The organism is Campylobacter sp. RM12651, assembly GCF_022369475.1.
GTDB lineage: Bacteria > Campylobacterota > Campylobacteria > Campylobacterales > Campylobacteraceae > Campylobacter_E.
In genome coordinates this window covers 679,578-693,948 of the sequence record NZ_CP059600.1, presented here as the reverse complement: position 1 = coordinate 693,948, position 14,371 = coordinate 679,578, and the positions used below count along the sequence as shown (strand labels likewise).

The 14,371-nt window shown below is 29.0% G+C and carries 13 protein-coding genes and 2 tRNA genes; 9 read left to right on the top strand and 6 right to left on the bottom strand.

Features of this window, described 5'->3' with window-relative positions:
- Positions 1-108: 108 nt before the first annotated feature.
- From nifJ to rpsT, 4 genes are read right to left on the bottom strand one after another with little or no spacing between them, the layout of a single operon-like run.
- Complete coding sequence (gene nifJ / locus AVBRAN_RS03495) at positions 109-3,660, bottom strand: pyruvate:ferredoxin (flavodoxin) oxidoreductase (RefSeq protein ID WP_214119808.1); 3,552 nt, start codon at positions 3,658-3,660, stop codon at positions 109-111.
- A 60-nt stretch (positions 3,661-3,720) separates the two neighbouring features.
- Positions 3,721-4,590: a hypothetical protein gene (locus AVBRAN_RS03490; RefSeq protein WP_239803558.1), complete on the bottom strand. Its 870-nt coding sequence runs from the start codon at positions 4,588-4,590 to the stop codon at positions 3,721-3,723.
- Positions 4,587-5,654, bottom strand: coding sequence for a peptide chain release factor 1 (prfA, locus tag AVBRAN_RS03485; protein WP_214117152.1), 1,068 nt, complete (start codon positions 5,652-5,654; stop codon positions 4,587-4,589). Before prfA ends, AVBRAN_RS03490 begins: the two co-directional genes overlap by 4 nt.
- Positions 5,655-5,660: 6 nt before the next feature.
- Complete coding sequence (gene rpsT / locus AVBRAN_RS03480; protein ID WP_214117154.1) at positions 5,661-5,927, bottom strand: 30S ribosomal protein S20; 267 nt, start codon at positions 5,925-5,927, stop codon at positions 5,661-5,663.
- A gap of 99 nt (positions 5,928-6,026) precedes the next feature.
- Here rpsT and glmM point away from each other — a divergent pair, with 99 nt between their 5' ends.
- From glmM to AVBRAN_RS03445, 7 genes are all read left to right on the top strand, one after another.
- On the top strand, positions 6,027-7,349 hold the full coding sequence (gene glmM, locus AVBRAN_RS03475; RefSeq protein WP_239803557.1) for a phosphoglucosamine mutase: 1,323 nt from the start codon (positions 6,027-6,029) through the stop codon (positions 7,347-7,349).
- Positions 7,346-7,807: a signal peptidase II gene (gene lspA, locus AVBRAN_RS03470; RefSeq protein WP_239803556.1), complete on the top strand. Its 462-nt coding sequence runs from the start codon at positions 7,346-7,348 to the stop codon at positions 7,805-7,807. Before glmM ends, lspA begins: the two co-directional genes overlap by 4 nt.
- A complete protein-coding gene (gene hemJ, locus AVBRAN_RS03465) occupies positions 7,791-8,234 on the top strand; it encodes a protoporphyrinogen oxidase HemJ (protein ID WP_214117160.1) in 444 nt (147 codons plus the stop codon). Before lspA ends, hemJ begins: the two co-directional genes overlap by 17 nt.
- Positions 8,235-8,394: 160 nt before the next feature.
- A complete protein-coding gene (locus AVBRAN_RS03460) occupies positions 8,395-9,126 on the top strand; it encodes an IclR family transcriptional regulator C-terminal domain-containing protein (protein WP_214117161.1) in 732 nt (243 codons plus the stop codon).
- Between the two features lie 144 nt (positions 9,127-9,270).
- Positions 9,271-10,581: a C4-dicarboxylate transporter DcuC gene (gene dcuC / locus AVBRAN_RS03455; protein ID WP_214117164.1), complete on the top strand. Its 1,311-nt coding sequence runs from the start codon at positions 9,271-9,273 to the stop codon at positions 10,579-10,581.
- A gap of 121 nt (positions 10,582-10,702) precedes the next feature.
- Complete coding sequence (locus tag AVBRAN_RS03450; RefSeq protein ID WP_214117176.1) at positions 10,703-11,503, top strand: adenylosuccinate lyase; 801 nt, start codon at positions 10,703-10,705, stop codon at positions 11,501-11,503.
- Between the two features lie 87 nt (positions 11,504-11,590).
- Positions 11,591-11,884: a DUF2325 domain-containing protein gene (locus AVBRAN_RS03445; protein WP_214117178.1), complete on the top strand. Its 294-nt coding sequence runs from the start codon at positions 11,591-11,593 to the stop codon at positions 11,882-11,884.
- A gap of 55 nt (positions 11,885-11,939) precedes the next feature.
- On the opposite strand, the gene AVBRAN_RS03440 is transcribed toward AVBRAN_RS03445, so the two are convergent.
- Entirely contained in the window at positions 11,940-12,929 is a 990-nt protein-coding gene (locus AVBRAN_RS03440; protein WP_214117180.1) for a bifunctional 3,4-dihydroxy-2-butanone 4-phosphate synthase/GTP cyclohydrolase II, read from the bottom strand.
- Between the two features lie 153 nt (positions 12,930-13,082).
- Here AVBRAN_RS03440 and AVBRAN_RS03435 point away from each other — a divergent pair.
- Both AVBRAN_RS03435 and AVBRAN_RS03430 read left to right on the top strand, forming a co-directional pair.
- Positions 13,083-13,157: transfer RNA gene (locus AVBRAN_RS03435), tRNA-Gln, on the top strand.
- A 10-nt stretch (positions 13,158-13,167) separates the two neighbouring features.
- Positions 13,168-13,243 (top strand) — tRNA-Met (locus AVBRAN_RS03430).
- A 582-nt stretch (positions 13,244-13,825) separates the two neighbouring features.
- Here the strand turns inward: AVBRAN_RS03430 and AVBRAN_RS03425 are convergent.
- Complete coding sequence (locus AVBRAN_RS03425; RefSeq protein ID WP_239803720.1) at positions 13,826-14,338, bottom strand: tyrosine-type recombinase/integrase; 513 nt, start codon at positions 14,336-14,338, stop codon at positions 13,826-13,828.
- Between the last annotated feature and the right edge of the window lie 33 nt (positions 14,339-14,371).

The window sequence follows — 14,371 nt, the reverse complement described above, 5'->3', positions numbered from 1 at the left end:
ATAAAAAGATTAATATGATTAATAATTCACTAGTTATTAAAAAATTATATTAATGTTTTAAATTCTATTTGAGTAATAAAATAATCAAGCCCTAAAAAGGGCTTGAAATTATTCAGAAACGCTATAATCAGCTGCTGCTAAACGCTTTAATTGTCTATAGCGTCTTTGCGCATCTGCTTTGTTGCGAGCATATAGTTCTGCTGCTTCTTTTGGATTTCCTTTTTTTAGTGAGTTATAACGAACTTCTGCCATTAAGAACTCTTCATATAAATTCCAATCAGGTTCTTTTGAAGCAATTTTTAATGGATTTTTACCCTCTGCTTCTAATCTTGGATCAAATGTGTAAATTGGCCAATAACCACACTTAGTTGCGATTTCTGCGTGATCACCACTAGCACCCATTCCACCTTTAATTCCGTGAGCTATACAAGGGCTATAGCAAATGATTAAGCTTGGTCCATCGTAAGCTTCAGCTGCGATTAATGCTTTAATAAAATGAGCATAGTTAGCGTTTGAGTTTACTTGAGCTACGAAAATATTTCCATAAGTCATAGCAATTTGTCCTAAGTCTTTTTTCTGACTTGGCTTACCACTTGCAGCAAATTGTGCTACTGCACCTGTTCTAGTTGATTTTGAAGCTTGTCCGCCTGTATTTGAATAAACTTCAGTATCCATTACTAATACATTCACATCTTCTCCACTAGCTAAAACATGGTCAAGCCCACCATAACCAATATCATAAGCCCAGCCATCACCACCAAAAATCCATTGAGATTTTTTAGCTACATAGCTTTTTAGACCTAAAATTTCTTTAGCACCTTCAAGTTCTGCGTGTTGTTCTAATAATGGAATTAGTCTATCTCTAACATCTGCTGTTATATCAGCATTTTTCTTATTAGCCAACCATTCGCCATAAAGAGCTGCAATTGCATTTGGAGCTTTATCTTTCGTATTAATCATAATATCTTCAATTCTATGGCGAATTGTCTCGGTAGCAACTCTCATACCCATACCAAACTCAGCATTATCTTCAAATAATGAGTTACCCCAAGCAGGTCCAAAACCTTTATCATTTTTGCGATATGGAGTAGAAGGTGCTGAACCACCATAAATTGAGCTACAACCTGTTGCATTCGCAATCATCATTCTCTCACCAAACATTCTAGTAACTAATGTAATATATGGAGTTTCACCACAACCTGGACATGCTCCGTGGAATTCAAATAATGGTTGTGCAAATTGAGCACCTTTTGTAGTATCTTTTGCTATAAAATTATCTTTATAAGTAACTTTATGGAATAAGTAATCAGCATTATCTTGTTCACCTTTTTCTAGCTCTTCTTCAAGTGGAACCATAACAAGTGATTTTTCTTTACTTGGACATTCAGTTACACATAACTCACAACCTGTACAATCTAATGTTGAAACTTGAATTTTAAATTTAAGACTTTCGCCTTTTACACCTTTAGCATCAATTGAATGCTCTTTCACGCCTGCTGGAGCATTTGCCATTTCTTCATCATTAATTAAGAATGGGCGTATTACTGCATGTGGGCAAACTGATGCGCATTGGTTACATTGAATACAATTTGCTTCAATCCATTTAGGAACCATAACACCAACACCACGCTTTTCGTATTGTGTAGTTCCATGCTCAAAACTACCATCTTCATACCCAATAAATGCTGACACTGGTAAATCATCACCTTTTGCAGCGTTCATAGGTTTAACTATATTTTCAACAAAAGCAGTTCCTATGTATTTATCATCAGCTTTTTTCTCATCTATTACTAAATTAGCCCAAGCTGGATCAACAGTAACTTTTACTAAACCTTGTGCTCCAATATCAATAGCTTTATAGTTCATCTCAACTACTGCTTCGCCCTTTTTAACATAGCTTTTATATGCAAATTCTTTCATATATTTTTGAGCATCTTCATAATCAATAATTTTTGCTAATTTAAAGAATGCACTTTGCATAATTGTATTTGTTCTATTACCTAGTCCTATATCACGAGCAAGTTTTGTAGCATTTATGATATAAAAATTCACATTTTTTTCAGCTAGAACTTTTTTAACTTTATTAGGAATTTTTTCAATTGTAGTTTGTTCGTCCCAAATTGAGTTTAGTAAGAAAGTTCCGTTTTCTCTAATACCTGCTAAAACATCATAAATGTCTAAATATGCAGCAACACTACAAGCAATAAAATGTGGGGTGCTTACTAAATAAGTTGAAGTTATTGGCTTTTTAGAAAATCTTAAATGGCTTCTTGTATATCCACCTGATTTTTTACTATCATAAGCAAAATATGCTTGTGCATATAAATCAGTTTTATCTCCAATAATTTTAATTGAGTTTTTATTTGCACCTACCGTTCCATCAGCACCAAGTCCGTAGAATAAACATTCAGTTGTGCTTTCATCCCCTAATGAAATCTTTTTGCCTAGTGGTAATGAAAGATGAGTTACATCATCATTAATTCCAATTGTAAAATTATTTTTTGGTTTTTCTTGATTTAAATTCTCATATACTGCAAGTAATTGTGCAGGGTCAACATCTTTTGAACTAAGACCATATCTACCACCTACAATTAAAGGCGCATTTTCTTTATCATAATATGCAGCTTTTATATCAAGATATAAAGGCTCGCCTATACTACCTGGTTCTTTTGTTCTGTCTAAAACTGCAATCTTTTTAACTGATTTTGGCATTTCTTCAAAGAAATATTTTAAGCTAAATGGTCTATATAAATGAACCATCATAACACCAACTTTTTCGCCTTTTTTGTTTAGATAATCAACCACTTCAGTTAAAGCTTCATTTACACTACCCATAGCAACAATTACACGAGTAGCATCAGCAGCACCATAATATACAAATGGTTTATAAGTTCTACCTGTAACTTTTGAAATCTCTTTCATATAATCAGCTACTACATCAGGTAAAGCATCATAAAATTTATTAGCTAACTCACGAGTTTGAAAATATATATCATCGTTTTGCGCAGTTCCACGAGTTTTTGGATGTTCAGGATTTAAACAGGTATCACGGAATGCTTGAACTGCATCCATATCAATTAATCTTTTAAATACTTCATAGTCCATTACTTCAATTTTTTGAATTTCATGAGATGTTCTAAATCCATCAAAGAAATGCATAAATGGAACTCTTCCTTTAATAGCACTAAGATGAGCAACACCAGCTAAATCCATAGCTTGCTGAACACTATTTGAACATAGCATTGCAAAACCTGTTTGACGAGCTGCGTAAATATCTTGATGATCACCAAAAATTGATAAAGCTTGGGCAGCAATTGCACGAGCAGCAACATGTATAACACCAGGAAGCATTTGACCTGCGATTTTATACATATTTGGGATTTTGAGTAATAAACCTTGAGAAGCTGTATAAGTTGTAGTTAATGCACCAGCTTGTAACGAACCATGAACGCTACCAGCAGCACCTGCTTCACTTTGCATTTCAACAATTTTTACAGGCATTCCAAAAATATTTTTCTTTCCTTGAGAAGCCCAAATATCTGTATAATCAGCCATAGGTGAACTTGGAGTAATAGGATAAATTCCTGCGACTTCTGTGAACGCATAGGCAGCATATGCAGCGGCTTCGTTACCATCCATTGTTTTCATAACTTTTGCCATAATTTTTTCCTTTTTTATAGAATTTGTGTTTCAATTTTACTCAAAGCTTATAAATAAATGTTAATTTGATTCAAGTTTGTAAGTGCTAGAAAATAGGACATTTTTAGTATTGTAAATATTGTCAATCAAAAAAGTTACTGATTTAATTTTAGGGTTAATTATTTCATCATAATGAGTAAATAAACTTTCAAAAAATATAATATTTTCATTATTTTTTAAAAATGGTTTTATGATTTCTTTAAATTCTATAAAAATAATTTTAATTAAATCAAAATTTTCAATCTTAAACTCAATTTTTTTATTTCTTATTTTAAAACTAATTTTACTTGTATTTGAAAGATTAATTTGTAAATTAGTCGCTATTTTAGAATAATCAATTGCGTTATTTACAACACTATATTTTACTCTAAAATCTATACTAATATCATTTAACATATCAAGAACAGATTTATAAGCAGTTTTATTTAAATACCAAGATAAAAATGCTAAATCATCTTTTACATTGTCATTAAACTTCAGATTATCAACATTAAATTCAAATTCTGAACTCATATTAAACAAGCTAGTATCATCAAAATAATATTTATTTTTATCAAAATAATATTCTAAATTATTCTTTTCTATAAAAGAGTATTTTAAATCTTTAAAATCTTTTTCAAGTAATTGTAAAAAATTATAAAATGCAACTCTGTTTTTAATATAAATATTAGAGAATTTAAAATATTTAAAAACTCCATTTTCTATAAAACATTCAGTATAACTTGAACATTCCACCTTAGCTGCTATATATAATTTTTCAAGTAATTTTACTAGATAATCTATTTCTTGTTTTTGCTTGATTATATTTCTTTGTTCTTGTTGATAATTATCATACAAAAACACACTAGTTGTTAATACAACAACAAGTATGCTTAAAATTATTTTTTTCATAAATTAGCTTCGTTTAAAGCCTCTGATTGATAGTGAGCTATTAGTGGTTCAATGATTTCATCTAATAAACCATCTTGCATAATTATGTCTAATCTGTGTAAAGTAAGATTTATTCTGTGATCACTTATTCTATTTTGTGGATAATTATAAGTTCTAATTCTTTCACTTCTATCTCCACTTCCAACTTGAGATTTTCTACTCTCTCGCTCTTTTGCTAATCTTTCTTGCTCTTGCATTTCATAAAGCCTTGCTTTTAAAACTTTTAAAGCACTTTCTTTATTTTTATGCTGACTTTTACCATCTTGATTAACAACAACTAAACCTGTTGGAATATGTGTAATTCTAACTGCAGAATCAGTAGTATTTACACTCTGACCACCATGACCACTACTTCTCATTACATCAATTTTTAAATCATTTGGATTTATTTCAATATCACTATCTTCTACTTCAGGCATAACTGCAACGGTTATAGCACTTGTATGAACTCTGCCTTGAGATTCTGTAGCAGGAACTCTTTGAACTCTGTGTGTGCCACCTTCGTATTTTAATCTTGAATAAGCTTTATCACCTTTAATTAATAAAATAATCTCCTTAAATCCACCTGCACTGCCTTCACTTTGACTAACTACTTCTATTTTATAATTTTTGTCTTCAGCATATCTTGCATAAGCTTTAAATAAATCTCCGACAAATAAAGCAGCTTCATCTCCACCAGTTCCAGCTCTAATTTCTAAGAAAATATTCTTATCATCATTTGGGTCTTTTGGTAATAAAAGTATTTTTATTTCTTCTTCTAATTTAGGTTTTAATTCTTCTAATTCTTTTAATTCTTCTTTAGCTAAATCACCTAAATCAGGATCTTGCAATAAAGTTTTATTTTCTTCAATTGAATCTAGCGTATTTAAATATTTTTTAGCAACCTCAACTATATCTTCTAAACTTTTTTGTTCTTTTGATAAGGCTGTAACTTTTGCTAAATCTGTAGTATTTTCAATATTACTTAAAAACGCTTGAATTTCTTCATAGCGTTTTAAGAAAGGTTCAAGTTTGCTTGCTAGCATTAAAAATTATGCACCAATTTTATTTACTAAAAGTGCTAAACGACTTACTTTTCTTGAAGCTGTTTGTTTTTTAATAAAACCACGGCTTACCATTTCGTGAATTTTTTTATTAGCTACTTTTAAAGCTGCTGCTGCTGCTTCATTATCATTAGCTGCTGCTGCTTCACGAACTGCACGAGTAATGTTTTTAAGTCTTGTTCTATAGAATCTGTTTCTAATAGTTTTTTTAATTGTTTGTCTAGCTCTTTTTTCTGATGATTTATGATTTGCCATAAAAAATTCCTTCGTAAAAATTTTTAAAAGACTGATTTTAGTAAAGTTTTGTTAAAATAATCTTAATTCAAAATTAAAATCATACTGAAAGGCAAAAAAATGATATTTGGAACAGATGGAATTAGAGGTTTTGCAGGTAATGATTTAAGTGCTTTTAAAGCTCTTAAAGCTGCTATGGCTATTGGAATTTTTTTTAAAAATAAAGCATTAACAAAAAAAGTAATAGTTGGAAAAGATACTAGAAGAAGTGGTTATATGATAGAAAATGCAATCGTTAGTGGTCTTAATGCAGTAGGTTTTAATGTATTGCAAATTGGCCCTATGCCTACACCTGCTGTTGCTTTTTTAAGTCAAGATTTAAGATGTGATTTTGCTATTATGATAAGTGCCTCTCATAATCCTTATTATGATAATGGTATTAAAGTATTTGATGCTAATGGATTTAAATTAAGCGAAAGCGAAGAATTTGAAATTGATAAAATATTTAATGATGATAATTTAATTAATTCGCATCTTGTAATAAAGGATAAAATCGGCTCTGCAAAAAGAATTGATGATGTAATAGGTAGATATATAGTTCATATTAAAAATTCTTTTCCAAAAGATACAACCTTAAAAAACCTTAGAATTGTATTAGATTGTGCAAATGGAGCGGCTTATAAGGTTGCGCCTGCTGTCTTTTCTGAATTAGGAGCTGATGTTATAACATTAGCTTGTGAGCCAAATGGAATAAATATTAATGATAATTGTGGAGCACTTCATCCAAATATGTTAGCTAAAGAAGTAAAAAGATTAAGAGCTGATGTTGGGTTTGCTTTTGATGGAGATGCTGATAGATTGGTTGTGGTTGATGAAAACGGAGAAATCATTAATGGAGATATTTTATTAGGGGTTTTAGCAAAAGCTTTAAAAGATAATAATAATTTAAGCGGTGTTGCAATTAGCAAAATGAGCAATATGGGATTTTTAAATTATCTTAAAAAACACGATATTTCTTATGTTACAACCGATGTTGGAGATAAATATATTCTACACGCAATGCAAGATAAAAATTATAATTTTGGTGGAGAGCAAAGCGGACATATAATTTTTAGCGATTACGCAAAAACTGGCGATGGTATAGTAGCAGCACTTCAAGTAGCAAAATTATTATTAAATAAAAAAGCTAGCGAGATTTTTAGCGAAATTAAATTATTTCCACAAAGCTTAACAAACCTAAAAATCACAGAAAAAAAACCTTTAGATAAATTAGAAGGCATAGATAACTTATATGAAAAATTAAATAAAAATAATGTGAATTATTTATTTAGATATTCAGGAACTGAAAATTTAATGAGAATATTACTTGAATGCGAAAGTGAAAAAACTTTAAAAAATATGGAAAATGAATGTATAAAATACTTTCAAAGTGTGCTAGTATGAGAAAAAAAATTATTATCTCAAGTCTTATAATAGCCATTGTAATAATCTTAGATAGACTTAGTAAAAATATATTTTTAGCAGGTTATGAATGGCATTTTACCCCTATTAGTTTTTATTTAGTTTTTAATGATGGGGTTGCTTTTTCAATGCTAAGTTTTTTACAAGAATATCTAAAATATATTCAAATAATGTTGCTTATAATTGCTGGAATACTTTTAATTAAAGAAAAAAAATTCCTAAACGATAATTATTATGCCCTATCATTCATATTAGCCGGGGGCATAAGCAATGTTTATGATAGGTTTTTATATCCTGGAGTTATTGATTTTATAGCTTGGCATTATTGGTTTAACTTCGCTGTTTTTAATATTGCTGATGTGTGTATTAACCTTGGCGTTATTATAATAATTTTAAAAGAAATTTTTAAGAAAAGGAAGAAAAATGGAATTTCTAGCTAACAATTATGATTGGATAAAATGGCTTCATTACTTAGCGTTTATTTCTTGGATGGCGACTTTGTTTTATTTGCCACGCCTTTATGTATATCATCAAGAACATTCACATAAAAAAGAATTTGTTGAAGTTGTAAAAATTCAAGAAGATAAATTGTTTTATTTCATAGGACAACCTTCTATGATAATTACACTACTTACTGGAATTTTAATGATTAGTGCTAATTCAACCTTGATGAAACTTGGTTATTTTCATCTTAAATTATTGTGTGTTGTTCTACTACTGATTTATCATTTTGATTGCTTAAGATACCTTAAACAACTAAAAAATGATACCTGTAAAAAAAGTGGTAAATTTTTTAGAGCTTATAACGAAGTGCCTACTATAATAATGATAGGTATAATTACTGCAATGATTATAAGACCATTTTAAATAGGAATACAACATATTCCTATTTAAACAATAATGTATATTATTAGTTTAAATTCTTTTAAAAACTAAATAATAATACTAAGCTAAAAAACTTGTAATTTTAAGAGATAATTAAGAAATATCTAATATATTAAAATATCTTACATAAATAGGAAAAATCTTGGATACTTTACATCAACCAACTTTAAGGGTTATTAAAATTTTAGAGACTTTAAAAAATTGTGATGAAGGTCTTAACATAACACAAATTTCAAAAGAATGTAAAATCAGTGTGGGAACTCTTCATCCTATTTTAAAAACACTTTGTGAATTAGATTATTTAAGTTTTGATAATAAAAATTACAAATTATCTTTTTGTCTAAATCCAGAGCTAGAACAAAGGAAATCTACAAAAATTATAATTTATTATATGGATGAGCTAGCTAAAAAAATAAGATTAGCCGTGCAATTAGGGATTTTAAATGGTAAAAAAGTAATTTATTTACATAAAAGTGAAGGTAATGAAAAAATTATTCTAAAGACAAAAGCTGGAGATGTAGCCAATGCTAACGCAACTGCTCTTGGCAAAGCATTGTTATTTGATAAAAATTTAAATGAATTAAAAAGTATTTTCAAAAAACAAATTCTAGAGCAAAATACTGCAAGAACAATCAATAATATAAATGATTTATACGACAATATTCAGTATTGTAAAAATCTAGGTTATTCTTATGAATACGGGGAATATGATGATGATTTTTCTTGTTTTGCTGTGCCTATTTATAAAAACCAACAAATATTTGCTGCAATTAGTGTTACTATCTTGAAATTTCATATAAATGATGAAAAAAAGGATTTAATAACAACAGAATTATTAAAATATAAAAAAATTATAGAAGAGCAATTGCAATAATTATTTTAATAGTATTTAATATTTATATTAAATATATTTTAATTATTGCTTTATCATTTTTATAATTTATATCAAATTAACAACTTTCAGTTAGAATAAATGAAAATTAATTTTAATTTTTATTACTTAATCTAAGGAGAAAATATGGAAAGTTTTGCAATTCTTAAAATTGCACTAGCGTTAATAGTAGTAATTGTTACTATTACACTTTTAATTAAACGCCACGAATCAAGAATGGTTCTTTTTACAAGTGGTGTTGTTTTATGTATTATTGCAGGTGCTCCAATGGACGCACTAGAAGCTTTTACTAAAGCGATAAAAAAGGCAAACATTATTGAACCAATAGTTGCTGCTATGGGTTTTGCTTATGTTTTAAAACTTACAACTTGCGATAAGCATTTAGTTCATGCTTTGTCAAAAGTATTAAAATATGCAGGTATTTTTCTAGTTCCTGGAGCTGTATTAATCACTGCATTTATTAATATTTCAGTAACTTCTGCTGCTGGTTGCTCTGCTGCTGTTGGTGCGGTTATTATCCCGCTACTTATGAGAATGGGGGTTCATCCTGCACTTGCTGCTTCAACCGTTTTATTAGGAACTTATGGAAGCGCAAATCTAAACCCTGGTTATCATCAGACAAATATAGTCGCTGAAGTTAGTAAAGTAAATGTAATGGAAGTAATTCATTATGAAGCGTTTTATTTTGGAGTAAGTGCTGTAATTTGTGCTTTTGGATTGATGATTGTTGGCTTACTTTTAAAAGAATATAAAGGTTATGTTCTTGAAGATGAAAGCAATGATGATAAAGATTTCAAAATCAATCCTATAAAAGCTATTGTTCCAATTGTTCCTGTTGCTATACTTTTAGTTCTTAGCAATTCGCATTTTAAAGAATGGTATGAAGCTACTTTTGCACTTAAAGTTCCAAAAGTTGGCATTGGTCATGCAATGATTATTGGCTCATTATTAGCATTTATTACTTGCTTTAAAGATGTAAAAGCCGGTGAAGTTATGAAGAAATTTTGTGCTGGTATGGGTGAAGGATTTTCACATGTATATGGAATCATTATTTGTGCGGGGATATTCGTTGCAGGGCTTGAAGCTATGGGATTTGTTCAACAATTAATTGATTTTATGAAATCAAACCCAAATATTGCAACTTTCATAGGTTCTGTTGGAACTTTTGCCCTAGCCTTAATAACAGGTAGCGGAGATGCTGCCGGAATAGCATTTAATCAAGCTGTAACGATAAAAGCAGCAGATATCGGACTAGACCCTATGCACCTTGGCTCTGTTGTAACTGCTGTAGCTGGACTTGGAAGAAGTATGAGCCCTATTGCAGGAGCTGCTATTATATGTGCGACTTATGCGAAGGTTAATCCAATTGAACTAGCTAAAAGAAATGCAATACCAACAATTATTGCAGCAATAGTATATGTATTAATCGCTATTTAAATTCTACATTGCAAAAGGAAAATTAATATTATTTCCTTTTGCAAAAGTTCTTTTGAAAATCACTACAATTATATTTGGAATACAAATTGCTTATTTATAAAAAACTTTATAAAGGTTATAAATGCAAGTTGTACAGAATTTAGAATCAATTAGTATAAATACTCAAGATTTTTCATTTTTTAAAGAAATGAAAGAAATAATTAATAAAAATTTTTCACAAAATATCGGAAAGAAAAGCAAACTAATATCATTTTATGTTGAAAATGAAATTCCACAAAGAAGATATTTTTTAAAATTACTATCAATATTGAATAAAAAATACAATAACGAACAACTTCAAAATATAAATACCGCATATTATAAAAAATTTAAACTAAATCTAGTAAGTGTAAATAGCCTAAAAGCAATGATAAATTGTAAGCTTGATTTTATGAGAAAAGATATAATTTTAAATTTCTCAAATCTTGAAAAAAATTTAATAATTTATCTTTCTAATTATTTTAAAGAGCACGATATAAAAATATTAAAAACTAAATTTATCATCACTTATAAAGATGAAAATACCTTAAGTTTATTAGATAAACTATGTGCTTGCAACGAGCATTTAAATTACTGCGTAAGCTTTAGTCTAAGCGAATTGGCTTATTTGCAATTTAAAAAAGAAATTAAAAATGAGCTGAAAAAAGACAATAGGTTTTTAAATGTTTGTATGCTTTTAGAAGAACATTTTAAAACATTAGGAGTGGAAGTAGGAGCTAGTTTTGATGTTGTAAGGAATAAATATCTTAAGTTAAGTAAAGTTTATCATCCTGATTTTCACTCGGAAAAAAGTGAAGAAGTAAAAAGAGTGTTAAAAGAAAAATTTGAAGAGATAAATATTGCATATGAAAGCCTAAAACCATTGTATAAAAATGTAAGTTAATATAATTGTTAGAAATTTATAATAATTATCAGTTTCTTTAAAGGTTAATTGAGTATCATACTCAAAATTATTTTTAAGGAGAGTTTTATGTCAGTTTTGGTTATTGGTGCAGATGAGATTACCCCTATTAAAGCAGTTTTACATGACTTAGGTGCAAAAACAATCACTCATTGGGATGCTAGAAATGAAAATAGAGTAAATCGTCAAAGCATTCCACAAGATACTGGCTGTGTTGTTATGCTTACAAGTTTTTTAAATCATAACACTATGAAAAAAATAAAAAGTCAAGCTAAAAAAAGAAATATTCCTTTAGTATGTGCTAAGCGTTCTGTTAGTTGTGTGTATTGTGAATACTGCAAGGTTTTGGGTTTAAATAAGTAAGTTTTAAAATAGAATTTGAAATCAATTATTTAATTTCAAATTCTAAATATTTTAATTATTCAATAATTAAGCCAAAGCCACTTAAAGCTGCAAATTGTTCTTGATTGCCTAAAAATTTAAACTTATTAATGCCTAAATCTTTTAAAATCTGCGCTCCTATGCCATAATTTTTATCATCGCTTTTTAAGCCTTCCATAAATACTAACATACCACCTTCTTTACTTAAATCATCTATTGATTTTAAAGTTTCTTCTAATTTAGTAGCATTTAAAATATTAATATCTTTAGAGCTCTTATAAAACTTAATCAGACTTTTTTCATTTTTACCTGCAAAAGCAAAAATAGTGTGAATATCTCCTAAAAAATCTTTATATACAATCTTTTTAACATCTTTACATAGTAATTTGGTTTTTTCTTCACTAATTTTTGATACTAAGCTTTCATTTTGCAATCTATACTTGATTAAGTCTTCAATAGTTACTAATTTTATATTGTGCTTTTTGCCAAATTCTATTAAATCATCACGCCTAGCCATTGTTCCATCAGGATTCATAATTTCACAAATTACACAAGCAGGAGTAAGACCAGCTAATTTACACATATCAACCGTTCCTTCCGTATGCCCTGTTCTAACTAATACACCGCCATCTTTTGCTATTAACGGATTAATATGACCAGGTCTTACAAAATCACTTGCAACTGCATTTTTATTTGCAAATAATTTTATAGTAGCATCTCTTTCGCTAGAACTAACACCTGTACTTGCCGTTTTAATATCCACCGTAATAGTAAATGCCGTTTCATGATTAGAAGTATTTTTAGGAACCATTAGCGGTAATTCAAAATGCTCTGCAATTTTTTTATCTAGTGCTACACAAACAACGCCCCTAGCATGTGTTAATGTGAAATTCACCTTTTCTGGTGTGCTAAATTCTGCTGGAAAAATCAAATCACCTTCATTCTCCCTATCTTCAGCATCTAGCATTATCAACATATTTCCTTTTTTTAATTCTTTTATACCTTCTTCTATACTAACAAAAGACATATTTTTCCTTTTAATAATTATTTTAATTAAGTGTATGTAAAAATAATATATAAATGTTTAGAAATACAAAAAAAATAAGTAAAAATTATTTTTTTAAAAATTTTACTTGACAAATATATTTTTTTGATATATAATCACGCTTTCAATTTGCATTGGGGTATCGCCAAGTGGTAAGGCAACAGGTTTTGGTCCTGTCATTCAGGGGTTCGAATCCCTTTACCCCATCCACTTTTTTTGTCGCGAAATAGAGCAGTGGTTAGCTCGTCGGGCTCATAACCCGAAGGACGGGGGTTCAAATCCCTCTTTCGCAACCATTTTAGCATAATTAGAATACTTATTTAATATATAAATCTTTATCAGACTTCTTTTTTATATAAATGTTTAGAATTTTAACATCTTTAAACTTAAAAAATTCTTAAAATAGTTTAGTTTTATTTTACTTTAAAAATGTTGTTTTTTTATGTTGGTTTATTGCTTTTCTTAAGTGAAACTTAATAAGGTTAAAATGCCTATGTGATAGGCGTTTAAGGGGCAAATTTTTAAAATCTCGCAAATTTGTATAAATAAGACAAGGCGGGGTTCGTTACGGCGTTGGGCTCACGCCCCCCGCCATAACTCACGCCCTTTATTGCTCTTTTTATATAATTTAGCATTATATTTTATAAACTCTAAGATATAGCTTTTAAATAAGCGTAATTAAGCTTAAAGTTATTAAGGGCTAATAAGAAAGAGTTATCATTGTTTTTAGTAGATTTTTGAAATAAAGGGCGTTTTTATGCGTTAGAATAGGTAGAGTGTGAAAAACTTCGTTTTTCAATGCTTCCACTCACACGCTTTGGCGTGTTCGTTGTTAATTAGGGGTAAACCCCTAATAACCCCAATTGAAGTTTTTTTATTTACTCGGCTTTCTGTAAATCATCATTATTATTAGGAATAATGATACTTTCTAAAATGCTATTAATTACCATTTTTGAAAGGTTTTTATTGCGTGTTAAATAGTGATGAGTAGTAGTAATGTTAGCGTGTCCTAGTGTAAGCATTACGCTTTCCATACTAAGTCCTAAATGATTAATAGCATAAGTTCCTATTAAATGCCTTATGTCGTGAAGTCTCATTTTTGGTAAATTGTTTTTATTTAAAAAGTTATTCCAAGCTCTGCGTAAATCTATATATTTATTTGCTGTATCTGGATTTGTGAATACATAATCTTTAGGTGAGTTAAATAGAGTATTTTTATAATGCTCTTTTAATCTATATTTTAATAAAGGGGTTAATGAATATTCCATAGTTTTAGAGATTTTACAATTTTCGGAGCGTATTATATAGCTTTCGTTTTTAAAATCTATATCTTTCCACTTAAGGCTTAATACTTCGTTTTTTCTTCTTCCGTGTAGTAAGAATAAAAAAATATTACTATACTTATCTTTATTATTAACAATGGC

Coding starts and splice junctions, on each gene's coding strand:
- AVBRAN_RS03490 (WP_239803558.1), bottom strand. CDS start 4,590: ATGAAAAAAATAATTTTAAGCATACTTGTTGTTGTATTAACAACTAGT.
- AVBRAN_RS03445 (WP_214117178.1), top strand. CDS start 11,591: ATGTCAGTTTTGGTTATTGGTGCAGATGAGATTACCCCTATTAAAGCA.
- AVBRAN_RS03440 (WP_214117180.1), bottom strand. CDS start 12,929: ATGTCTTTTGTTAGTATAGAAGAAGGTATAAAAGAATTAAAAAAAGGA.
- AVBRAN_RS03450 (WP_214117176.1), top strand. CDS start 10,703: ATGCAAGTTGTACAGAATTTAGAATCAATTAGTATAAATACTCAAGAT.
- prfA (WP_214117152.1), bottom strand. CDS start 5,654: ATGCTAGCAAGCAAACTTGAACCTTTCTTAAAACGCTATGAAGAAATT.
- glmM (WP_239803557.1), top strand. CDS start 6,027: ATGATATTTGGAACAGATGGAATTAGAGGTTTTGCAGGTAATGATTTA.
- lspA (WP_239803556.1), top strand. CDS start 7,346: ATGAGAAAAAAAATTATTATCTCAAGTCTTATAATAGCCATTGTAATA.
- hemJ (WP_214117160.1), top strand. CDS start 7,791: ATGGAATTTCTAGCTAACAATTATGATTGGATAAAATGGCTTCATTAC.
- nifJ (WP_214119808.1), bottom strand. CDS start 3,660: ATGGCAAAAGTTATGAAAACAATGGATGGTAACGAAGCCGCTGCATAT.
- dcuC (WP_214117164.1), top strand. CDS start 9,271: ATGGAAAGTTTTGCAATTCTTAAAATTGCACTAGCGTTAATAGTAGTA.
- rpsT (WP_214117154.1), bottom strand. CDS start 5,927: ATGGCAAATCATAAATCATCAGAAAAAAGAGCTAGACAAACAATTAAA.